The sequence below is a fragment of the Paenibacillus sp. FSL H7-0940 genome (genome assembly GCF_037979415.1).
GTDB classification, from domain to species: Bacteria; Bacillota; Bacilli; order Paenibacillales; family Paenibacillaceae; genus Paenibacillus; species Paenibacillus amylolyticus.
The window spans coordinates 4,013,381-4,035,661 of the sequence record NZ_CP150280.1 but is presented as its reverse complement, the minus strand read 5'-3'; the positions used below and the strand labels follow the sequence as shown (position 1 = coordinate 4,035,661).

At 50.0% G+C, this 22,281-nt stretch carries 21 protein-coding genes and 1 riboswitch; of the genes, 17 read left to right on the top strand and 4 right to left on the bottom strand.

Annotated elements, in window-relative coordinates; genetic code table 11:
• Positions 1 to 117: 117 nt before the first annotated feature.
• The 4 genes from MHB71_RS17935 to clpP all read left to right on the top strand — a co-directional run bounded on the left by MHB71_RS17935 (position 118) and on the right by clpP (position 3,245).
• On the top strand, positions 118 to 564 hold the full coding sequence (locus MHB71_RS17935; protein ID WP_340027165.1) for a hypothetical protein: 447 nt from the start codon (positions 118 to 120) through the stop codon (positions 562 to 564).
• 284 nt (positions 565 to 848) lie between these two features.
• The gene (locus MHB71_RS17930) at positions 849 to 1,655 is read left to right on the top strand and encodes an MBL fold metallo-hydrolase (RefSeq protein ID WP_340027164.1); all 807 of its coding nucleotides are present in this window, start codon (positions 849 to 851) and stop codon (positions 1,653 to 1,655) included.
• A 117-nt stretch (positions 1,656 to 1,772) separates the two neighbouring features.
• Positions 1,773 to 2,645, top strand: a complete 873-nt coding sequence (locus MHB71_RS17925; protein ID WP_340027163.1) for an RNA polymerase sigma factor — start codon at positions 1,773 to 1,775, stop codon at positions 2,643 to 2,645.
• Positions 2,646 to 2,663: 18 nt separating this feature from the next.
• Positions 2,664 to 3,245: an ATP-dependent Clp endopeptidase proteolytic subunit ClpP gene (gene clpP / locus MHB71_RS17920; RefSeq protein WP_017689971.1), complete on the top strand. Its 582-nt coding sequence runs from the start codon at positions 2,664 to 2,666 to the stop codon at positions 3,243 to 3,245.
• A 71-nt stretch (positions 3,246 to 3,316) separates the two neighbouring features.
• Here clpP and MHB71_RS17915 read toward each other — a convergent pair whose 3' ends face one another.
• On the bottom strand, positions 3,317 to 4,738 hold the full coding sequence (locus MHB71_RS17915; RefSeq protein ID WP_340027162.1) for a PLP-dependent aminotransferase family protein: 1,422 nt from the start codon (positions 4,736 to 4,738) through the stop codon (positions 3,317 to 3,319).
• A 120-nt stretch (positions 4,739 to 4,858) separates the two neighbouring features.
• On the opposite strand from MHB71_RS17915, the gene MHB71_RS17910 reads away from it, so the two are divergent.
• The gene (locus tag MHB71_RS17910) at positions 4,859 to 5,797 is read left to right on the top strand and encodes an EamA family transporter (protein WP_340027161.1); all 939 of its coding nucleotides are present in this window, start codon (positions 4,859 to 4,861) and stop codon (positions 5,795 to 5,797) included.
• 64 nt (positions 5,798 to 5,861) lie between these two features.
• Here MHB71_RS17910 and MHB71_RS17905 read toward each other — a convergent pair whose 3' ends face one another.
• Positions 5,862 to 6,431, bottom strand: coding sequence for a TetR/AcrR family transcriptional regulator (locus MHB71_RS17905; RefSeq protein ID WP_340027160.1), 570 nt, complete (start codon positions 6,429 to 6,431; stop codon positions 5,862 to 5,864).
• A 156-nt stretch (positions 6,432 to 6,587) separates the two neighbouring features.
• Here MHB71_RS17905 and MHB71_RS17900 point away from each other — a divergent pair, with 156 nt between their 5' ends.
• Positions 6,588 to 8,114 carry an FAD-dependent monooxygenase gene (locus tag MHB71_RS17900; RefSeq protein ID WP_340027159.1) on the top strand — a complete coding sequence of 509 codons (1,527 nt, stop codon included), beginning with the start codon at positions 6,588 to 6,590 and terminating at the stop codon, positions 8,112 to 8,114.
• Between the two features lie 327 nt (positions 8,115 to 8,441).
• On the opposite strand, the gene MHB71_RS17895 is transcribed toward MHB71_RS17900, so the two are convergent.
• Both MHB71_RS17895 and MHB71_RS17890 read right to left on the bottom strand, forming a co-directional pair.
• The gene (locus MHB71_RS17895) at positions 8,442 to 9,245 is read right to left on the bottom strand and encodes a Cof-type HAD-IIB family hydrolase (protein ID WP_062833159.1); all 804 of its coding nucleotides are present in this window, start codon (positions 9,243 to 9,245) and stop codon (positions 8,442 to 8,444) included.
• 289 nt (positions 9,246 to 9,534) lie between these two features.
• Positions 9,535 to 10,539: a lipoate--protein ligase gene (locus MHB71_RS17890; RefSeq protein WP_133386795.1), complete on the bottom strand. Its 1,005-nt coding sequence runs from the start codon at positions 10,537 to 10,539 to the stop codon at positions 9,535 to 9,537.
• Between the two features lie 189 nt (positions 10,540 to 10,728).
• Here MHB71_RS17890 and cobD point away from each other — a divergent pair, with 189 nt between their 5' ends.
• From cobD to MHB71_RS17835, 11 genes are all read left to right on the top strand, one after another.
• The gene (cobD, locus tag MHB71_RS17885; protein ID WP_340027158.1) at positions 10,729 to 11,880 is read left to right on the top strand and encodes a threonine-phosphate decarboxylase CobD; all 1,152 of its coding nucleotides are present in this window, start codon (positions 10,729 to 10,731) and stop codon (positions 11,878 to 11,880) included.
• Entirely contained in the window at positions 11,877 to 12,707 is an 831-nt protein-coding gene (locus MHB71_RS17880; RefSeq protein ID WP_340027157.1) for an adenosylcobinamide amidohydrolase, read from the top strand. Before cobD ends, MHB71_RS17880 begins: the two co-directional genes overlap by 4 nt.
• Positions 12,708 to 12,751: 44 nt before the next feature.
• The gene (cbiB, locus tag MHB71_RS17875; RefSeq protein ID WP_340030189.1) at positions 12,752 to 13,732 is read left to right on the top strand and encodes an adenosylcobinamide-phosphate synthase CbiB; all 981 of its coding nucleotides are present in this window, start codon (positions 12,752 to 12,754) and stop codon (positions 13,730 to 13,732) included.
• Positions 13,723 to 14,409, top strand: a complete 687-nt coding sequence (locus MHB71_RS17870; protein ID WP_340027156.1) for a histidine phosphatase family protein — start codon at positions 13,723 to 13,725, stop codon at positions 14,407 to 14,409. Before cbiB ends, MHB71_RS17870 begins: the two co-directional genes overlap by 10 nt.
• A gap of 148 nt (positions 14,410 to 14,557) precedes the next feature.
• Positions 14,558 to 14,707: riboswitch (cobalamin riboswitch) on the top strand.
• A 410-nt stretch (positions 14,708 to 15,117) separates the two neighbouring features.
• Positions 15,118 to 16,116 carry an ABC transporter substrate-binding protein gene (locus MHB71_RS17865; protein WP_047842049.1) on the top strand — a complete coding sequence of 333 codons (999 nt, stop codon included), beginning with the start codon at positions 15,118 to 15,120 and terminating at the stop codon, positions 16,114 to 16,116.
• The gene (locus tag MHB71_RS17860; RefSeq protein WP_036610733.1) at positions 16,113 to 17,159 is read left to right on the top strand and encodes an iron chelate uptake ABC transporter family permease subunit; all 1,047 of its coding nucleotides are present in this window, start codon (positions 16,113 to 16,115) and stop codon (positions 17,157 to 17,159) included. The genes MHB71_RS17865 and MHB71_RS17860 overlap by 4 nt, the downstream gene beginning before the upstream one ends.
• Entirely contained in the window at positions 17,156 to 17,968 is an 813-nt protein-coding gene (locus MHB71_RS17855; protein ID WP_036610732.1) for an ABC transporter ATP-binding protein, read from the top strand. Before MHB71_RS17860 ends, MHB71_RS17855 begins: the two co-directional genes overlap by 4 nt.
• Before the next feature lie 45 nt (positions 17,969 to 18,013).
• Complete coding sequence (gene cobT, locus MHB71_RS17850; RefSeq protein WP_340027155.1) at positions 18,014 to 19,135, top strand: nicotinate-nucleotide--dimethylbenzimidazole phosphoribosyltransferase; 1,122 nt, start codon at positions 18,014 to 18,016, stop codon at positions 19,133 to 19,135.
• Positions 19,132 to 19,692, top strand: coding sequence for a bifunctional adenosylcobinamide kinase/adenosylcobinamide-phosphate guanylyltransferase (gene cobU / locus MHB71_RS17845; RefSeq protein ID WP_047842052.1), 561 nt, complete (start codon positions 19,132 to 19,134; stop codon positions 19,690 to 19,692). Before cobT ends, cobU begins: the two co-directional genes overlap by 4 nt.
• Positions 19,689 to 20,579: an adenosylcobinamide-GDP ribazoletransferase gene (cobS, locus tag MHB71_RS17840; RefSeq protein ID WP_340027154.1), complete on the top strand. Its 891-nt coding sequence runs from the start codon at positions 19,689 to 19,691 to the stop codon at positions 20,577 to 20,579. Before cobU ends, cobS begins: the two co-directional genes overlap by 4 nt.
• A gap of 126 nt (positions 20,580 to 20,705) precedes the next feature.
• Positions 20,706 to 22,250, top strand: coding sequence for a cobyric acid synthase (locus MHB71_RS17835; protein WP_340030188.1), 1,545 nt, complete (start codon positions 20,706 to 20,708; stop codon positions 22,248 to 22,250).
• Positions 22,251 to 22,281: the final 31 nt, after the last annotated feature.

Genomic DNA, 22,281 nt, shown 5'->3' with positions numbered 1-22,281 from the left:
ATACTAAACCTTCATTTCAATGGAAGTAGAGATGGAGGTTTTTTACTGCCAAAAGGTTATAATAGAGGTATACTGAATCATGATTGTTACATAGTACTAGCAGGAAGGTGTGATAGTATGAACACAGAGATCAAATTATCCCAAAGTACAGCGATTCGACTGGAGCAGGCCCGTGGTAAGGGTATGACTGAGGAAGAAATTTTAAAAGCTATTCAAGCGAAAGACGTTTCCGCTTTTGACGCCGTGTCTGAAGAGGAATACCGATATACCGAATTTTTCTCGTATGCGGATGAACATGGTGAAAATCTGGAGGCAGCAGTGAGAGACGGCTACCGGATTACCTTTAACACGCGTGGTGGACTCGGAATCTGGTTGGAGAAAGCCTTCAAGGTACAACCCGAGAAAGACTTCACAGTGGGTGAAGGAATCATCACCGGATTACAGTTGAAACCGGAGCAGGCAGAGGTACTGGCGAAGCGGCTTGCATCGAACTGGGTCATTACGGATTCGAAGGATGTACCTGCGGGTCAGGAACTGACGTTGAAGCTGCGGGCACTGGTATAGTTCCAGCGCGGAGTGGATGTGACTCGAATTAATTGGTCGTGGCCTGTTTAAAAGGTAAGGCCTGATCTTCATGCGGATGACCCGCTTATAAGGTTGCATCACATGCTGACGAAGCGTCGCTCCCGAATGGAGCGAAGCATGGAATTAAAGTCTGACGGTGAACGGTCAGACCACAGACTGTCCCGAATTGCAGTGGAGAACTGCAGCGGGATGGTCTTTTTTTTTTGCAAAAACAGAGGTTGACGATTACAATCTACATATCATTAATTCAGGGGGAATGCGGATTGAATCAGCTAACATTTCTGGGCACTGGCGATGCGATGGGCGTTCCACGTGTGTATTGTGATTGCGAAATATGTACAGAGGCGAGGCTTACGGGAGAGAATAAACGGAAACGCTCTTCTGTTCTGATTGACGGTGGTGGGGATGGTGCGGGTGAACAGTTCATGATTGACTGCGGACCAGACTGGAGATCACAGATGGAGGATCAGGGATTGCGTATGGTGCATACGCTGCTCATCACTCATGCGCATTTTGACCATATTGGAGGATTGCCGGAATGGGCGGATGCATGCCGCTGGTTGGGTGTAAAGGGGCGTTTGTATGCACCACGCGAAGTGATTGCTACCATTCAGGGACAGTTTCCCTGGTTGGGTCGTCATATGGACTTTCTTGAAACGGATGATGATATTGAACTAGGCTGCTGGAAGGTACATTCCTGGAAAGTGTGCCATGGACATAACGGGTATTCTTACGCCTATCGATTGGATCAGGGTGGGTATAGCTGGGCGTACTGTTCAGATGCTATTGACCTGAAGGATGCCGAGAAAGAGCCTTTGCACGGACTGGATATGCTGGTGCTTGGAACAAGCTTTGTGCATGAGCTTGCGGAATTCTCAACACGTTCCGTGTACGATATGCGTGAGGCGCAGGAGCTGCTGTGGGAACTGAAGCCGGGTCATACTTATTTTACACATATGTCTCATGACGTCGATGTACGGCAGAATTATAATCTGGATCAAGGTATTACGATTGCCCTTACCGGGATGAAGGTGCCGCTTGGAACATTAAAGCTGGAAACGAAAGCGTAACTCAACTTAACTAGCGTAACAAAATAAATTCAGAAGAGCGTATCCTTTACAAGGGGTTCTTCGTTTACATAGTGTAAGTCAAAATCAATCAGGAACCAGCAAAGGGGGGCCCCCAAGATGGCCTTTGTGAAGTCCGTGGATTGCAGAATCAACAGACCACATGATGATGGTAAACAAGATAAATTCAATATTGAATTTAATGGCAACGACAGAAAAAATCAATTGAACCCAAGCATCCATACCGTACTACCCGATCTGATGGGTTCGTTGTATGCGTATTGTCTATCTCTGACGAAATCAGTTCCAGACACGGAGGATCTGGTTCAGGAGACCTGTCTCAAAGTGTTGTCGTCGAGAGTGGTTGGAACTTCCGGGATGAATAAAGATATAAACTGGGAAGCTTATCTGATTCGTATTGCTCGCAACAGCTGGATTGATATCTTACGTCAGCGGGAGAGATTGGCTTATAAACTGGATAGCTTGAAGCCGCTCCTACACGAAATGGAGGAGGAAAGGCGATTCGAGGAATTGGAGTCTGCCGTACAACTTCTTGTAAATACGCTACCACCGTGGCAGCGAGTGATATATGTATTACGTGAATTAATGGGTTATAGGGCGGCAGAGACTGCGGAAATGCTGGATACGACTGAAGGCGCTGTGAAAGCAGCGTTAAGTCGTGCACGCTCTGCCATAGCTGAAGTGAGGCACAGGTTGGAACAATCGGACGCTGAATTGCAGTATGAGGAAGGCGCAGTGGAGGACAATCGGGAGGAACTGCGCAGCTATCTGCTGGCATTTCGTAATGGGGATACAGCCCGAATCATTGATCTGTGCCTGAACCGGACCGATGATCCGATGGCTGTGGCGGGCACGATTTTGCAGCAGACTTTGCCGTCTCCATCCATGCAGCCAATGATGTACGGGTACTCCACTTCTGGCATGAACTCGATGTCGTATGGAGGCGGATACACGGTCAACATGGTTGCCTAAACCGAGGAGGCGACACATATGAATGTAGTGCCGTATGTAGTGGAACAGACAGCTCGCGGAGAGCGGAGTTATGATATTTATTCACGTTTGCTCAAAGATCGGATCATTATGGTGTCCGGAGAAATTGAGGATCAGATGGCAAATGCCATCGTGGCCCAGTTGTTGTTTTTGACTGCAGAGGACCCGGAAAAGGATATCCAGATGTACATCAACAGCCCTGGTGGGTCGGTGACTGCGGGATTTTCGATCTATGACACGATGCAATTTGTGAAGCCGGATATCTCCACGATCTGTACAGGGATGGCGGCAAGCTTTGGTACGATATTGCTGGTAGGTGGAACAAAAGGTAAACGTATGGCGCTGCCCAACAGTGAGATCATGATCCATCAGCCACATGGCGGTACGCGAGGGCAGGCGTCGGATATGCTGATTCATGCTAACCGCATCATTCAGCATCGTCAACGTCTTAACAAGCTGTTAGCCGACCATACAGGACAGTCAATTGAGCGGATTGAGAAGGACTCGGATCGAGACTATTTCCTGACCGCTGCGGAAGCAGTCGAATATGGATTGGTGGATAAGGTCATATCCAGCTCATAATAGTAGCCCGGAAGGTCATGTGACCTTTCGGGCTTTTTTCGATTTATAACTAAACCTTACATTTCTTTACCTTACATTTCTTTCGCAAGCGTAATGAGCCTGCTCATCCCTTCCCGAATCTGCTGCTCATGTGCATAAGAGAAGGACAGGCGCAGCTTGCGACTGGCTGAATGATCCGAAGAATCAAATACCGTTCCGGGTACAAAGGCAACGGATTGTTCCATGCATCGGTGAAGCAGTCTCCCTGTATCCACACCCTCAGGAAGCTCTACCCAAAAGTTAAGTCCGCCCTCCGGCCGGGTCCACGTCCAGTCCGTTTCCAGCAGAGATTGTTCCATTACTTCCATCCGTAGCTGGATAGCGGTCCGTAGCTTGGACAGATGTTGATGCATACGTTCTGACTGAAAATAACGGAGAAAAAGCTTCTGGTTCAGAAGGGGCGATCCGTTATCTGTCAGTGATTTTACAGCCTGTAGTCCTGGCATGAATCGCTGGCGGCATATGATGGCTGCAATCCGTAGCCCGGGTGCAACATACTTGCTGTAACTGCGGATGTACAGAGTGTGTCCAGTAGTATCGTAGGTGAAAATGGGTGCAGGAGGTTTCTCCTTAAAATAGATATCATAGGTACTGTCGTCTTCGAGCAGAAAACAACCATACTGTTCTGCAAGTTCAGGTAACTGCTTACGCTGTTCTACGGGAACATTAAGGCCGGTTGGATTCTGAAAGGTCGGTGTCATATAAAAGAGGCGCGGCTTCTCACTCTTCATCAGATGTTCGATCTGCTCCAGATCATACCCGTCCGAGTGAATATCCGTAAAGATCAGACGAGCACCTTGTTTGCGGAAAATCTCCATTGCCGGTCCATACGTAGGCCGTTCCATCAACACCCGATCCCCGGGTTTGACCAGTGTCCTCGAGATGACGTCAATCGCTTGCTGGGCCCCCGAAGTAATAAGCACTTCGTCTGCAGAGAGATAGAAGCGTTCTTTTTTCGTTAGATGGCTTGCCAGCGCAGTTCGCAGTTCCAGATCTCCCTGAATCGTGGAATACGTTCCGAGCAAACGGGGATATTGATCCAGCAGATCACGCATTAGTTCACCCCAATACCGGTTGGGCAACAGAGAGGGATCGATTAACGATTTGGAAAATTGGTATTCTGCTTCAAGGGACTGTACCCGTGCTAGTGAATCCCAATGCAGCCAGGCAGACACGGCGGGATCATCCGCCTGATCCGTTACTGAGAAGGGAGTTGCTGGACTGACATAATAGCCGGACTTGTCCTTCACATAAACACTCCCACGTTCCTTTAACTCCTGATAGGCTTTGAATACGGTCAGACGATGTACGCCGAGTAGCTCGGACAGGCTTCGTACAGATGGCAGTTTTTCATGTTCGGCCCACTCTCCCGCTTCTATACGTACAACGAGATAATGGATTACTTGCTCATATAATTTCAGGCTGTTATCTGTCATCATCATGGTTCTGCCCACCCGGCTCACACTCCTTTTGAACTCTATTGTAACAGCTAATGGGAGAAAACTGTTCTGTTTTGTTCATTCTGTTCTGTAGACCATGAGATATGATGGAGAACAGATAAAGGAGTGGTTATCATGGTGGGGATTGCATTTACGGTCATGTGTCTTATTTTCGGTACAACATTTCTGGCTATTAAAATTGGAGTAGAGGCAGGCATGCCGCCTTTTCTGTCAGCCGGATTGCGATTTTTAATCGCGGGAGCGCTGATGTTTGCATGGATGAGGATGAAGGGCAAAGTGAGCTGGTCGCTCCTGTTCCGCAAGGAGATGTTGTTAACGGGAGCGGGGCTGACCTTCGGCACTTTTGCCACATTATATTGGGCTGAACAGCATGTGAGCTCGGGTGTGGGTGCCATTCTGTCAGCGACAGGGCCGCTGATGATTATGTTGATGCAGACGGCGCTGTTGCGGCAAAAAACATCTGCCCGTATGATTGTAGGCTGCCTGATCGGGTTCACCGGTGTGGTACTGGTTGTGTTGCCAGGTGTATCGCTTGGTGCAGGTTCCCTGTTCATGTGGGGTTGTATCGCGGTACTAGTGGGGGAGGTCTGTTATTCAGCAGGTGCATTGTACTCCAAAAAGGTCATTCATCAGTTCAAGGAGGCGAGTCCTGTAGCGATCAATGCGGTGCAGATGATGTATGGGGGACTGCTGTTATCCCTGCTCTCGGTCGGAACGGAATCGTGGAATATGTCTGCTCTGGACTGGGTGCCTGCCGTCTCGTCGGTGATCTATCTGACTGTTATTGGCTCCATGGTGGGGCATAGTCTGTTCTATTGGATTATGTCGCGTACCAACCCGTTATTCCCGGCAACCTGGTTATACATTTCTCCGCCCATTGCCGTGGGGCTTGGCGCTGTAGTCTATGGTGAGCATGTCAGCTGGGTTACGTGGGTCGGTGTGGTTCTGGTTGTTTCAGGTCTACTGGCGATGAATGAGAAGGTGAGCGGCTGGTTGAAGAAAAGAAGTCGTGCGAGGATGACAGTGCAGGCTTCCGAATCTGTTTTAAAATAGGTGAAGTTTGAAGGTATGCAGCTCAATCTCAAAATCAGCCCTTGATTTTAGGTTGAGCTGTTTGTTATTTCAACATGATATTTTCGTTAACCAGTAGGTAGTAATATTCATCCATCTGTTCTGCCGTAACATTTTCTTCGAAATGTTGTATCCACCACATCACAAGTAAACGAATCACCCCCGAGTGAAACTCGGCTACCAGTTCTATGGGAAGTGAAAATTGTTTACCTCTTCTCTTCAATTCCAGAAAATCTCGTCTGAATATCTCTCCGATATAATGTATGAAAAAGTTGTTAAACCCCTCATCTTTCTGCTGGTTCTGCACAATTGTCTCCAGTACATTTCCGAACAGAATTTTAGATACGCTTTGCAAAGGCTGCTGTAACCGGTCTTCTACATTCATGTGTAAATAATCCCGAAGGACCCAAGTTAGGGTGGTGGACAGTAGAGCAAATTTATCCTTGAAATGTTTGTAAAACGTTGTTCGGTGAACCATAGCTTTGTCACATATTTCATTAATTGTGATGTTGCTGAATAGCTGACCTTTCTCACATAACAGATCGAGTAGCGCCATCGTTAACAATTTATGAGTTCGGGTAACTCTCAAATCCACCTTTTTATCAATCATTTTCATCTACATCATTTCCTTATTGTAGTTTAGCTATATAGTATCAACACATTGATTCTTACATGATACGAGATTCCAAGTGTATATTGGTATTATAAGTAATTTTTAGATAGAGCTACAAGTGTAGATGAAATATGATGGATTGGAGAGGATGAAGTGGCAATGTCCGACATGAAAAAAGCTGTGGTAATTGGGGCAGGTATTGCAGGGTTAATCACTGCAAGGATGTTATCTGATTATTATGATGAGGTATGTATCATTGAGCGAGATGAATTGCCTTCTGAGCCGGCAAATCGGCAGGGTGTGCCTCAATCCTTTCATCCACATCGTGTATTACCGCGCGGCGGACTCATTCTGGAACATTACTTTCCCGGATACAATGATGAATTGGTCGCGCTTGGCGCCATTCCTTCGCATGAAGAGAAAATTGTGATTGCCAATCGCTATGGTACATTAGTCAATAAGGCGAATGCCGCTTCCTCATTCAAAATTGCATCGAGCAGCAGAGCACTGCTGGAATGGGTATTGCGTCAGCGAGTCCAGAGCATAGATCATATAAGCTTCTTAACGAGTACGGAAGTTACCGGGTTAATGGCATCAGAAGATCAGCGTTTGATTACAGGCGTGTATACCAAAGAAAGAGGTCGGGATAATCGGGAAGCAATGCTTGCAGCAGATGTGGTTATTGATGCCGCGGGACGTTCTTCCAAATTGATCAGATGGCTTGAACAGATAGGGTTGTCCGTGCCTGAGCCGGAAGTGCTGAAGGTGTCTCTTGGTTACAGCACCCGCTATTATAAGATACCATCCTCTATTCAAAATGATTGGGGAACGGTGATAACAGAGTCCGATCCTGTGCAAGGAACTCGTGCAGGCATGTTGTGGCGCATTGAAAATGATATCGCTGGACTATTACTGTTCAACGCAGGAGGAGATGAATATCCTCCAACCCATCCGGATGAGTTTCAAGAGCAAATCAAACATCTGTTTGCTTCGGATGAAATCGTAGCGTTGGCAGAACAGCTGGAGCCTTTTCAAGGACCGCGTGGATACCGTATTTCCGAGTCTGTCCGTCAACATTTTGAACTGATGGAGAATTGGCCCTCCGGGTTACTCGTCCTTGGCGATGCATTTTGCAGCTTCGATCCAATCCATGGCCAAGGCATGACGGTTGCTGCAATTGAAGCCGAGACCATAGCGAAATGTTTGAATGAGCAGCGAATGCATCCTGAGCCGCAGTTTGAGCGTCAAGTGCTGCTTCGTATGCAGCAGGCTATTGAACCGGCCTGGTGGCTTAGTTCTGTGGCTGATCTGCGTTGGAAAGGGGTCGAACATGTTGGGCCTTCCCGAATGAAAGGGGTTGCGTTTGCTCAGAAGTATATAAACTTGTTTACTAAGCAGGCGATGAAAAAGGCGAGTCAGGAAAATAATAAACATCTCTTTTTTACCCAGTTCCTGATGAATGCTCTAATCCTTCCTCCAAGTGAATACTTTAAAGGTGAAATCCTGAACATGATCCTGAACGACAACGGTTCCGAAGAAGAAATGGAGTTAAGAGCAGAGCTTGGTCTCCAAGATCCGGAGTTATTCCAGCAAAGAATAGATGAGATCATTCCGTCATTTCAACTGGAATGTGATGGGCAAATAAAAAAACTGCTTGAGTCTTTCCAGCATGCCATGAGCAAGTAAAACAATGAATCGTGGTGTGTGAAAGTAGGCAAAACATGAAACGAATAATTTTAAATTTCATAGCTAGCATTGTCATCTCATTTATTGTATTTTTTATTGTTTTATTTTTTGCCGATGTCCCAGATACTGATCGTGTCATCTTATCTATGGCGATTACGATTTCACTACAATTATCCTTGATTACCGCATTGTTGCTCTCTAAACATAAAAAATAACAGAAAAATATACCTAATATAATCGCTAAATAGGATAATGAACATATTTTTAAAATCAAAAAAACAGCCCTGCACGGCGAAATTCGCCGACTGGGCTGTTCGTTGATCTTATTTACTCTGCGTTCAGCACAAACTTCTCGATAACTTCTTTCACGCCGTCTTCGTTATTACTTGCCGTAATGTAATCCGCCAGCTCTTTCAGGGCAGGGATGGCATTTCCCATCGCTACACCAAGACCAGCAACTTCGAGCATCTCATGGTCATTCCAGGAGTCGCCGATGGCAATACACTCGCTGAGCTGGTGACCGAAATGGTCAGCCAGGAAGGTCAGGGCGTGGCCTTTAGTTCCTTCGTTGTGCATGATCTCCAGGAAGTAAGGTTTGGACTTTGTGATATGCACTTGAGGTCCGAGCAATTCACGCAGGTCAACGGCAACCTTATCCAAGTAGTCTGGCTCATCGATAATAAGCAGCTTTGGTGTTTTTTGTTCGATGACTTTGATGAAATCAGATTCGATGTAATATTGGGTGCCGTTTAATTTGGCATAATCACGCAGCTTGTCGTTTTCCTCACGGGCATACAACTTGTCGTCAATGTATGTTTGCAGGTGGAGATTGTTCTCCAGGCAGTAATCATACAATTTGCGGGAAGCTTCCTGTGGAACGTAGCGCTCATAAAGTACTTTTTCGTCCAGCAGGTTTTTCACCAAAGCGCCTTGATACGTAATGATCGGCACGTTAAGTCCGGTTTGACGAGCAAGCGCTTGTGCGGAAGCATAAGCACGTCCAGTCGCCAGCGTTACAGTTACACCATGGGCAACCGCTTGTTCCAGTGCAGTCTGTGTAGCAGGGGTTACTTCCTTGTTGTCGTTGATCAGTGTGTCATCAATATCGATTGCGATTAATTTGTAGGTCATCTGTATTTCTCTCCTTTTTTATCTGTATCTATCTGGTATCTATACCCGACTTAATCTATATCAGTTCAACTAAACGTTTTACACGAGAACGGAGAGGACAGAAAAAACCTGAAGAAGCGGAGCGTTCGCCTGAAAGCTTTCTAAAAGAAAGCTACATCGGAAGCATAAGCTATCACCGGATTTTCCCTTTGAAGAAGGGAATCAAAAAAATCTGGGGATAACAGCGATCGGAAGGTTATTCTGTCATCGGAGTGGCAGGTGTAAACATTCTTGGGTTGAACTTATATACTTACTCTTCCAGGAAAACAAGGCCGATAAAGTCTTCCAGCTCAAGGTTGCCGAAGTAATGTTTTACATCCAGGCCCTCAAGTGCAGTACGCACCTCGGATTCCTCATACCGCTTGCCGCGCAGCATATTTTCGATATCCGCCACATCACCTACACCGAAGAAGTCGCCAAAGATTTTGATATCTTCGATGCGTCCATCCTTGATGTTCATGCGCAGATCGATGATGCCTACAGGGAATTTGCGAGTGTGCTTCACATTGCTTTCCGGAGACAAGCCATAGTTCCAGTCCCAGTTGTTATAACGCTCAGCGGAGATTTCCTTGATTTTGTCCCAGTCTTTGTCAGTGAGGGTGTACTGTGGAACGTCCTTAGGCTCCATCCGGAAAATGTGACGTAACAGCTCATCGCGGAACTGCTCAATCGTCAGGTTGGTGTCAATCAGATCCCGTATGTTGGCGACCCGGCTGCGCACGGACTTGGTGCTCTTGGATTTGAATTTCTCAGGATTGACGTTCAGGGAAGCCTGAACATGCTCCAGATTCAGATCAAACATCAATGTGCCATGACTGAACATGCGCCCACGTGTGGAAAACTGGGCGTTGCCCGAAATTTTCTTTTCGCCGACTTGCAGATCATTACGCCCGGTCAACTCGGCATTTACACCAAGCTCGTGCAAAGCTTCAACCACAGGCTGGGTGAACTTGCGGAAATTGTGGAAGGATTGACCGTCATCCGCTGTAATAAAGCTGAAATTCAGGTTGCCCAGATCGTGATATACCGCTCCGCCTCCCGAAAGACGACGAACCACCTGCACACCGTTATCCTGAACGTACTCAATATTAATTTCTTCAATCGTATTTTGATGTTTTCCGATGATAATCGATGGACGGTTAATGTAGAACAGCAGATAGCTGTCATCCTCCATCGGCAGATGCTTCAGAATGTACTCCTCAATGGCAAGGTTTACAGAAGGATCTGTAATGCCCTGGTTGTCTACAAACAGCATGGTCATTCCTCCATTAATGTATGTGAGGGATTGCTAGTCCCTTATGTAGTGAACCTTGTATATCAAAAGGAACCGAAATTCCTCTTCTATTGTAAACGAATTATGGTTGGGACACAAAGAAAACAGGATTGACCCACACCTCCCGTGCCATCCATAATAAAAAGGACATACAGAAAGGATGACGGAAGAATGACCGGTTATATCGAAGTGTTCGGACATGGCGGGGACGTGGAGACGGCTGCGTCACGATTTGGGAGGGAAGCTGCTGATTTTTTGGATTTCAGTGCCAACATTAATCCACTCGGTCCGCCCAGAGGGGTGCTGGAGGCTATACAGCAAGGATCGCAGTCGGTGATTCGGTATCCCGATCCGGCGCACCGGGGATTCAAAGCACTGCTGAGCGAGCGTCTTGGTGTGATGCAGGAGCAGATTTCCGTGGGCAACGGCGCAGCCGAAAGCATGGCGCTCATTCTGCTTGGGCTTGCCCCGCGCAAGGTGGGTACGGTGGAACCGGGATTTTCGGAGTACCGGTCGTTGGCACGACAATTCGGTGCCGAGGTTGTACATACGAAGGGAAGAGAAGAACTGGTGTGGCGAGCGGAACCCGAGGACATCGAGCAGCTCATGGAAAAGGTAGACCTGCTCTTCCTCGGCCAGCCCAACAATCCAAACGGTGTACAATATCCACTTGAGGTATTACAAAGGCTTGCACGCAAAGCGGAAGAAACGGGAACCGTACTTGTCATTGACGAGGCCTTTATGGATTTTATTTCGGTAGACCGGCGTCAGTCCCTGGCAGCACATCTGAATGACTATCCGAATGTAATCATCATTCGCTCGATGACGAAGTTTTATGCCATTCCGGGCTTGCGTCTTGGATATGCTCTGGGCCGTGCCGAATACATTCAGGCGATGACAAAGAAACAGGTGACCTGGAGTGTCAACGGTCTGGCGCTCATGGCAGGGGAAGCCTGTCTGCGTAGCGGAGAACGGTACGAACAGGAGACCATGTCACAGATCACGCGGGAACGGGGGCGTCTCATCGAAGGTCTGAAGGCGTACGGATGTGCGGTGACACCGGGAGAGGCGAACTTTATTTTGGCACGTGTGCCGGCCCCTTGGACAGCGGCATCAATGCAAGAGGAGCTGGGCCGAAGGGGCATTCTGATTCGCAGCTGTGCCATGTATCCGGGGCTTGACAAAGGGCATGTACGTTTCGCGGTCAAGGATGCAGATGCCAATGCTACATTACTCGAAGTGCTGGGCAGCGTGCTGGAAACCAAGGGATATCCGAATGTTGATCAGACGAAAGATGAGGAACAGGGAGGGAAGCGGCAATGACACTCCCGTTTTATAACTACTTTACGAATGGAGAAACAGACGAGAATGAATATGCTTCCTCTTCCTGGCCGGGACTAAACATATCTGCACATGAACGACATATCAAAGCTCAGAGCCCAAGGTCTGCCCAAGCGCTGTCGAGTGCGGTATATGGCGGTGGGATGCTTGAACTGGATCGCATATTTAACATCTATGTGGACAGGCATTACCGCTGTGATGATCCGCCGCGTGATATCGAGCAAGCGCTGAAAGAATGGTATGAGCCACGCGATCAATGTGCCGGATTATTGACGGCCGTAAGGCTGGAGCATACCTCCATTCAGGAATATACAAGTGATGAATTTGGCCTTCTGTGCTGCACCACTGCGGGTGTATCAAATGCCGCACGAGCGGGGTCGGAGAGAACGGTATTTGATACGGCGGGAAATAAGACGATGTCTTCCAGCAGGGAGCGCTCTGCTCCTCCAGCACGGAATCTAACGATGCCCCCCTATGTCCCGGGTACAATTAACATTATGCTCTGGTTGAACGGACGCATGACCAGCGGGGCAATGGTGAATGCAGTACAGACGGCGGTGGAAGCCAAAGCAGCAGCGCTGGCGGATGCGGGTGTTCTGGATTCGGAGAACGGGTTGCCCGCCACCGGCACCACAACCGACGCCATTGTGATTGCGGTAGGTCAGGCAATGGAGGAACCTCAGCCGATGATTACTTATGCCGGGACAGCGACTACGGCAGGGGCGGCGATTGGCAGATTGGTATACGACACGGTAACGGAGAGCCTTCAGGCCGGACTGTTATGGAAAGAGAGGGTCAGGCACAAATGACTTTTGAGCTGGAGCATCTATGGACCTGGCCGTTCTGGACAGACATGGCGGGAGCCTGGATTATTATACTTGCGTACCTGTTGGACCGATGTATCGGAGATCCGCGCTGGATTCCCCATCCGGTGATTGGCATGGGAAAAGGCATCTCGGCGTTGGAGCGTGTCATTCGCTCGCGTGTACGCACAGATTCGGGGCTGAAGAGAGCCGGGCTTTTGTTCCCGATTGTGATTGCAGGGGGTTCTTTTGCCATCACCTGGGGACTCATATATGTGCTTGGGCTGATTCATCCTGTCATTGCAGCGGCAGCTGAAGTGGTGCTCATTGCAACGACCATTGCTTCAAAAGGGCTGAAGGATGCAGGTATGGAAGTGTATCGTCATCTGAAGCAGCAGGATTGGCCGGCGGCCAGACGTTCACTGGGCATGATTGTTGGACGTGATACGGCGCATCTGGATGAACCGGAGGTTGTGCGGGGAACGGTAGAGACAGTTGCCGAAAATATCGTTGATGCCATTGTATCACCGTTATTCTATGCACTCATTGGAGGCGCTCCACTAGCCATGGCTTATCGCGCAGTCAACACGCTGGATTCCATGGTCGGATATAAAAATGACAAGTATCTGCATCTTGGCTGGGCCTCGGCCCGTCTGGATGATGTGGCGAACTGGATACCTGCGCGGCTGACCGCGATTCTGTTAATCGTGGGTGCCTGGGTCATGAAGCTGGACGCCAAAGGAGCAGCACGCATGGTTGCACGGGATGCAAGACTACATCCAAGTCCGAATAGCGGTTTTCCCGAATCAGCGGTGGCTGGAGCACTGGGCATCCGGCTTGGCGGACATAACGTGTATCACGGCGTTGCTTCATTTCGTGCCTACATGGGTGAAGCCACACGGCCGATGGAGGCCGAGGATATTGTGCAAACGTCACGTCTGATGTTCTGGTGTGCAGGGGCTTTTGTGGTACTATGCGTGTTCATAACGCTGGGTGTGTGGCTGGCAGGAGGGACGCTGTTATGGCCGTAAATGAAGAGAATGCAGGCAATGAAGTACATAGGGATCAACCCGGGCCGCTGAAACGAAACATTCTGTGGGTCCGTCATGGGACAACGTTATGGAATGTGGAAAAAAGATATCTGGGGCATACCGACATCGGTCTGCTGCCAAATGCCAAAGAAGAACTGGCTCCGCTTCATGAACAATTGAGCGGTATTTCGTGGCACGAGGTATATTGCAGTGATCTGCTTCGCTGCCGACAGACGCTGGAGAAGATTCTTCCTGATGCCATCGGACAGGTGAAGTTCGACTCGCGCCTGCGCGAGAATGATTTTGGAGAGTGGGAAGGGCTGACGTATGATCAGCTTAAGGATAACCCTGTGTACCGAAGCTGGATTGATGCGCCGCAGGAGGTCACTCCGCCCGGTGGGGAATCGTGGCAGGAGTTTACCGGACGGTTGGATTCCTTTCTCCAAGAGATGTTGTTGGAGGGCCGTTCTTCGATGCACGTTGATGAGGGGCGCGAGTCAACCATAGTTGTGGTTACGCATGGTGGTGTCATCCGGTATGCCTTGTCCCGTCTGATTGCGGGGCTTGGGTTCTGGGATACACATGTCGTACCGGGACAGGTGATTCAGGTTCAGCTTGATCAACAGGGAAACCAGTGGTTTGGCAGCAGAGTTACTTTTCCGCCGATCGGGTTGTAAGGATGTACAATATACCCTATAATCACAACAGAAGTGTGACTTCAGCATGGATGCAGATTCGCTGTAGGCTGTGAAGCCTGAACGAGTATGTAGTATGCAGAAATTACACGACAATGGTTTACCATATCAGCGACCAAGGGTCCCGCGTGTGAAGGCTGTTTTTCACGGCAATTAGTACGAGTCATGAAACACACATGGGTGAAATGGGGAAGCCGGTGCAAATCCGGCACGGTCCCGCCACTGTAAAACAGGATGATTCCTGTAAGTCAGGTTACCTGCCCTGGACGTACAAACCGGTGTTCCTTCGAGGAAAGGACAGCGTTTCGGGCTATTCTATGCGCATGGACAACCCTTGGTTGAACATGTACAGATCGCCATATGCGAGACGTCATCCCTGATCCTGGACGTATGGATTGGGGATTTTTTATTGTTCATGTAAGCTGAACGAGACCAATTTTACACGAGGTCACTACGATTGCAGTACCATCTTCCGATCGCTGTTATCCCCAGATTTTTTGATGCCCTTTCTTGAAAGGGAAAATCCGGTGATAAAGGCGAACACTTCGTTTCTTCAGATCGGTTCTGCACTCTCCGTTAACGTGTAAATGTTGCAGTTCAAACCTTATACAGGAACACCAAGGCATGGGTAGTAAAAGTTCGAGCACGATGCAAGAAAATAGTACAAATAGAGAAGGGGAGAATAACAGAATGAATTTCAAAAATTGGAAAAACGTAGCGTCCCTGCTAAGTGCAGCGGCACTCGCACTGGCTTTGGCCGGATGTGGCAATGCAACAACAAACGAGGGCACAGGTACTTCACAGCAACCGGCACAGGAGCAGTCCCAAGGCCAGGCGCAGACGGACCTCAAAACACAATATCCACTGACAGTTACGGATGCAACGGGGGAATCGTTCACCTTTGAAAAGGCACCAGCCAAAATCGTATCCGTGTCTCCGGCTGAGACGGAATCCCTGTTTGCCCTTGGATTGGACGATCAGATCGTTGGTGTATCCGACTATGACGATTATCCGGAAGCGGCAACAACCAAAGCTAAAATGGGCGGTATTACCAAGCCCAATGAAGAGTCCATTATTGCCGCTGAAGCCGACATTGTCTTCACAGGTATCTCGATGAGTGAGGATGCGGTGAAAAAACTGCGTGAGCTGGGCATTACCATTTTCAAAACGGATCCTAAATCCATTGACGATGTAATGAACAATATCGAAACCTTCGGTAAAATCACCGATCATCAGGAAAAAGCACAAGAAATCATCACCCAGATGAAACAGGACGTGACGGATGTAACCGAAGCGGTGAAGGCAGTTAAACCGGAAGAGAAGAAAAAAGTATACGTTGAATTTTCCCCAGGCTGGACTGTGGGTAAAGGCGAATTCATGGATGAACTCATCACTGTAGCCGGTGGTAGCAATATTGCTTCGGACAAAGAGGGCTGGTATGAAATTAACGAAGAGAACGTGATTGCCTCCAACCCGGATGTGATCCTGTATGCCAACGATGTAATTGACGAAAACTCTAAAACACTGGATCAGATCATCAAGGCGCGCAGCGGCTGGGATCAAATTACGGCTGTGAAAAATGACGCGGTTATTGGCCTGGATGCCAACCTGCTGAGCCGTCCGGGTCCACGTGTAACTCAAGGGTTGAAAGAAGTAGCCAAAGCGATCTACCCTGACTTGTTCCAATGAGTAAAAAGCTGATCCTGTTCGGAACGACGGGCATGGTGCTGCTGGTGCTCACCGTGCTCATCTGCACGGGCATTGGTTCAGTAGCGTTGCCGATCCGGGATATTGCAGGCATCCTGATTCACAAAATTCCTTGGGTGGGCGATTGGATTACACCGGATTGGAATAAGGCAGCCGAACAGATTATCTGGAAAGTCAGATTCCCACGTGTACTGCTTGCCGTGCTCGTGGGCGCATCGTTGGCGATTGCCGGTACGGGATTCCAGGGGGTTCTTCGGAACCCACTGGCAGACCCGTTCACCTTGGGCGTGTCATCCGGTGCTTCGGTGGGTGCAGCCTTTCTGATTTTCTTCGGATTGCAGTATGCACTGATCGGAATCTGGACGTTGCCACTGGTGGCGTTTTTGACGGGTGTAATCACGTTATGGTTTGTTATGGCACTGGCTCGTGAAGGGCGTAAAATACCTACACACAGCCTCATTCTGGCTGGTGTGGTCATGCAAAGTTTCCTGGGCGCAGTTGTTTCCTTCCTGTCGACCATGTCGAAACAGACGATTAATGAAATTATATACTGGACGATGGGAAGTCTGGCTCTGCGTGGGTGGTCGTATACGGCCATCCTTTTCCCGTATTTTCTGTTAGGGCTGGTCTTTCTCTGGAGCCGCGCACGCTCGTTGAATGTGCTTGCACTGGGAGAACGTCAAGCCGCACATATCGGGATCGGAGTGGACAGACTCAAGCTGTCCGTGCTGGCAGTTGGCACACTGCTGACTGCTGGGGCTGTCTCGGTATCGGGTGTCATCGGATTCGTTGGATTGGTGATCCCGCATATGTTGCGGCTGCTGGTGGGACCGGATTACCGACTGTTGGTACCTTTGTCTGCCATTGGTGGAGCGATCTTCATGGTGTGGGCCGATACCATCGCAAGGTCGTTGCTGGCACCAACTGAGATTCCGCTCGGTGTTGTCACCGCCTTTGTTGGTGCGCCGTTCTTTGCTTACCTGCTGAACCGGAACAAAAAGTTGCAGAAGGGGATGATGCCATGAATTCCAGTACCAGTTCCAACTCGACTTCACTTATCTCCATTAAGGGAGCAGGGAAGTCATATGGCAATCATCAGGCACTGCACAATGTAGACTGGCATGTTGGCGAAGGTGACTGGTGGGGAGTTGTCGGACCAAACGGCAGTGGCAAGTCCACCCTGATCCAGCTTATTGCCGGAACGGAACAGTTAAACGAAGGTCAGATTCGTATCGATGGTCGAGACATCGGCTCTTACAGCCGTAAGGACCTATCGCGCATGATCGCTGTATTGCAGCAGGATGGCTTACCAGCCATCTCCTATCCCGTGCGAGACGTGGTGGAGATGGGGCGATATCCATACCAGAACTGGCTGGGGCGGGAAGTGGGCGATGGGGCACTTGTGGTGGACAGGGTGCTTGAAGACCTGGGATTGACAGAACTGGCGGACAGACCGCTGGATGCACTCAGCGGCGGGCAACGGCAGCGGGTCGCACTAGCCAAAGTTATGGCTCAGGAGCCGAGGTTACTGCTGCTGGACGAGCCGACCACGTTTCTGGATATTAAATATCAATTGCAATTCATGGAATTGTTATCGGCATGGCGACAGAGAAATAACATTACGATTGTGGCTGTGCTGCATGATCTGAATCTGGCCGCGTTATTTTGCGATCACATTCTGGCGCTGCGTGAGGGCATGGCGGTTGGAAAGGGTACACCTCATACGTTGATCAACGATGAGAATATCCAGGATATATTTCGCGTCAAACCCGCGATTGTCTCTCATCCCGACCATGCCATACCTCAACTGCTGCTGCGGCGGGACATCGATTAAATGAAACGGGGCAACCCATATTTTGATGAAGGAAGTGCTGGTTGTATGAATAATGAACAGGTGTTGGAGCATTTAACAAGTAAGATTACTGCTCCTGATCAGGAAGTGGCGGCAGAAACCTCTGCGCACGTGGATTCGTTGACGAAGCCGCCGGGGAGTCTGGGCAAATTGGAAGAGCTGGTGATCCGCCTAGCAGGCATGACTGGCAATGCACGTCCGCGTTTTGATCACAGGGCGGTCATTGTCATGGCCGCGGATCACGGTGTAGTGGAAGAGGGCATCAGTGCTTTTCCTGCCGAAGTGACCCCGCAGATGGTCCTGAATTTCCTCGCTGGAGGTGCGGCAGTGAATGTGCTTGCCCGTCACGCCGGAGCTGGTGTGATCTGTGTGGATATCGGTGTGAATGCCGATCTTGAACATCCTGACCTGCTTTCCCGTAAAATTCGCAAAGGCACGGCCAACATGGCCCGAGGGGCAGCGATGACCCGGGATGAGGCAGTTCGGGCTATCCTTGCAGGAGCCGAAGTTGTAGCGGCAGAGGTGGCGAAGGGAACACAGCTGTTTGTCACCGGGGAGATGGGAATTGGCAACACTACTGCAAGTGCTGCGGTAATGAGCGCGTTAACCGGAGTTGCACCAGCTGCCGCCGTGGGGCGAGGAACCGGCATTGATGATGCAGGCTTGCAGCGCAAGGCTGCTGTAGTCAGCCGGGCGCTTAGCGTAAACGCACCAAACCCGGAAGATGCACTGGATGTTCTGTGCAAGGTGGGTGGACTGGAGATTGCCGGACTCACGGGGGTTATCCTAGCAGCAGCTGCTCATCATTGCCCGGTCGTTGTAGATGGGTTCATCTCTACCGCGGCAGCACTGGTGGCGAGACAACTTGCACCTCTGAGTACAGCTTATATGATCGCTTCTCATACCTCACACGAAAATGGACATGAAGCGCTGCTGCGTGAACTGGACCTGAAAGCGATGCTGGATCTGGACATGCGTCTGGGTGAAGGCACAGGCGGCGTGCTTAGTCTTCATCTGATTGACGCAGCATGTCTCATTCTGAACGAGATGGCGACCTTTGCAAGCGCGGGTGTCTCGGACGGGGCAAGCCATGCTTCGGACTCTGCTGCGTCGGTGGATTCATCCCTGCAAGGAGAGAGTTCCCGATGAGCGTATTGGTGACAGGCGGCGCACGCAGTGGCAAAAGCTCCTTTGCCGAGCGACTCTGCATGCAGCGTTCCTCGGAGGCGTGGTATGTGGCGACAGCTCAGGCGTACGATGATGAAATGCGTGAGCGCATCGCCATGCATCAGCATCAGCGGGAGGCATCAGGGTATCTGTGGCATACAACAGAAGAGCCGATACATCTACCTGCTTTGATAAGCCGCATGGGTGAAGGGCATACAGGGACTTCTGCACCCACCATTCTGGTGGATTGCCTGACGCTGTGGCTGACAAATGTTTTGTTAGCGCATGAGCATGACGAGAAGCAGGTGTTACAGGCACATTTAGACGCGTTGGTTGAAGCGATTCGAACCTATCCCGGTTTGCTTGTTTTGGTTACAAATGAAGTGGGAGATGGGATCGTACCGGAATATGCCCTTGGCAGGAAATATCGGGATTTGGCCGGTGTACTGAATCAGCGTATTGCGGCGATATGCGGTGAAGTGTTTCTGGTGACCGTAGGCATTGCAATTGAACTAAAAAGCAAGGAGTACCGCTTATGAAGGATGGCACGCCTGCTCCTCAGCGCAAACATGCGGCGGCAGCTGCTTTTCAATTTTTGTCCCGTTTCCCTGTCAAAATGCAAATCGATTTTGTCCCGCCATTGCTGCGGGAAAGTGTAGTCTTTTATCCGTTGGTCGGTGCAGCGATTGGTCTGTGTGTCTGGCTCGCGGGAGCCTTAAGTGGTGCAGTGCTTCCGGCCTTTCCGGCTGCCGTCCTGACCCTGACGTTATGGGTATGGCTAACCGGAGGGCTCCATCTTGACGGATGGATGGATACGGCGGATGGCTTGCTCAGTTATCGTACCCGTGAGCGGATGCTGGAGATTATGAAGGACAGCCGTGTCGGGGCAATGGGCGTGATCGCCTGCGTGTTGCTTCTGATGATGAAGGCTGCGCTGATCGCCGATTTTATTGCCCGGGGCCAGTGGGTGTACGGTGCGCTGCTGATCCTGCCCATGATCTGGAGCCGCTGGTTCATGGTGTATGCGATGTCGGCCTGGCCGAATGCGCGCGAAGATGATGGACTTGCCGTATTGTTTAAAGGTCTGGGTGAGCGGAAGGAGGTCCAGCGTGCACGAAGTTCAGCTGTGGGCCTGACCTTGGTCGCAGGGGCACTTACGTTTGCCTCGGTGTGGATTTTCAAGCCGGATATGGGGATTGCGGATGCGATGGTGAGTGGGCTGGGAACACTGCCATGGTGGCTATACCCGGTGACGGCAGTTATTATACTGCCTGTGGCGTGTTATTATATCGGCCGATTCGTGGCTGCCCGGATCAGTGAACGGCTCGGTGGTTTAACCGGGGATACGTATGGTGCCATGAATGAGCTGCTGGAGGCGGCTTTGTTGACCGTGCTGAGTGTGCTTCAAGGACTGTTCTGGCTGTAACTTTTGAAATATGAAGCAGTATGGAAAGTGTTACCCATGAGGTTGGGAGTAAGGTGATCTGGATATAACATGGAGACAGGGGGAGAGAGCGTGGAAGATAAGCCATCACAACCAGCGGCGGTACTGATGTTGCAAGGAACGGCTTCCGATGTGGGCAAAAGTGTCATCACAACGGCATTGTGCCGGATTTTTAAGCAGGATGGCTTCAAGCCTGCTCCGTTCAAGTCACAGAATATGGCACTGAATTCCTATGTGACGGAAGATGGCAAGGAGATTGGTCGGGCCCAGGGGGCACAGGCCGAAGCCTGTGGTATTGAGGCGACAACCGATATGAATCCAATCCTGATCAAGCCGGTGAGGGACATGCATTCGCAGATCGTGGTACATGGTGTACCTTTTGCCCAGATGAGTGCATCGGACTACCGTCAGCATTTCCTGCCTGAAGCAAAGCAGACGGTGATGGATGCGTTGAATCGGCTACGGGATACCTATGATATTGTGCTGATGGAAGGAGCGGGCAGTCCGGCCGAGATCAATCTGAAGGACCGGGATATCGTTAACATGAATCTGGCAGGCTGGGCCGATGCGCCGGTGATTCTGATCTCCGATATTGATCGGGGCGGAGTGTTTGCTTCCATTGTAGGTACGCTGGAGCTGCTGGAACCCCATGAGGTGGCGCGAGTCAAAGGGTTCATTATCAACAAGTTCCGCGGTGATCTGTCCCTGTTGCAGCCAGGACTCGACTGGCTCGAAGAACGGACAGGCATTCCAGTATTAGGTGTTTTACCTTACATAAGAGATATTCAGATTGAAGCAGAGGATTCAGTGGTGCTGGACTCCATGCGTCATGGGAAATCCGGCAAAACCGAGCTGGATCTGGCGGTGATCCGATATCCGCGAATTTCCAACTTTACAGACTTTGATGCACTTTCCCGTGAACCGGATGTGAATGTGCGTTACGTGACCTCGCCAGAGGAATTGGGCAGTCCTGATGCCATTCTTCTACCGGGTACGAAGGACACCATAGGTGACCTGGCATATCTGCGTGAGTCTGGGCTGGAGCAGGCGATTGCCAGTCAGACCGAGCGTGAGCATGTTCAGCTCGTAGGAATATGTGGCGGATACCAGATGCTGGGACGTCATCTGAAGGACCCGTTTGCTGTGGAGGCGAATCAGATCCAGGAAGCAAAAGGACTTGGCTGGCTCCCGCTATCGACAACGTTTCTTCAGGAAAAGCAGACCGTCAGAGCTTCCGGACGGGTGCAGCCTGATCACCCGATTCGTCTGTATGGTGAGCAAGATGTAGCAGATGCTTCATTACCCATTAACGGATATGAGATTCATATGGGCGTTACGGAGTGTCACGAGCCTGAACGTGTAACGGCGTTGTTTGAAATCTCGCATCCAGGTGGTCAACCTTTCCAAGAAGGCTGGGGCTCAGTAGATGGCAGCGTGTGGGGAACCTACCTGCATGGTTTGTTTGAAAGTGATCAATTCCGACGTTCGTGGCTGAATGCCTTGCGTGCAGGAAAGGGACTGGCTCCACTTCAGGAGACGTATAGTGCGCTTGAACGTAAGGAGATGGAGTTTGATCGGGTAGCTGAATCGTTGCGTTCGGCATTGGATATGAAGCGTGTGTACGAGATTATGGGTGTTCAGGCACCCGAGTGAAACAACAATACCCCCATGTCCGACAAACCGT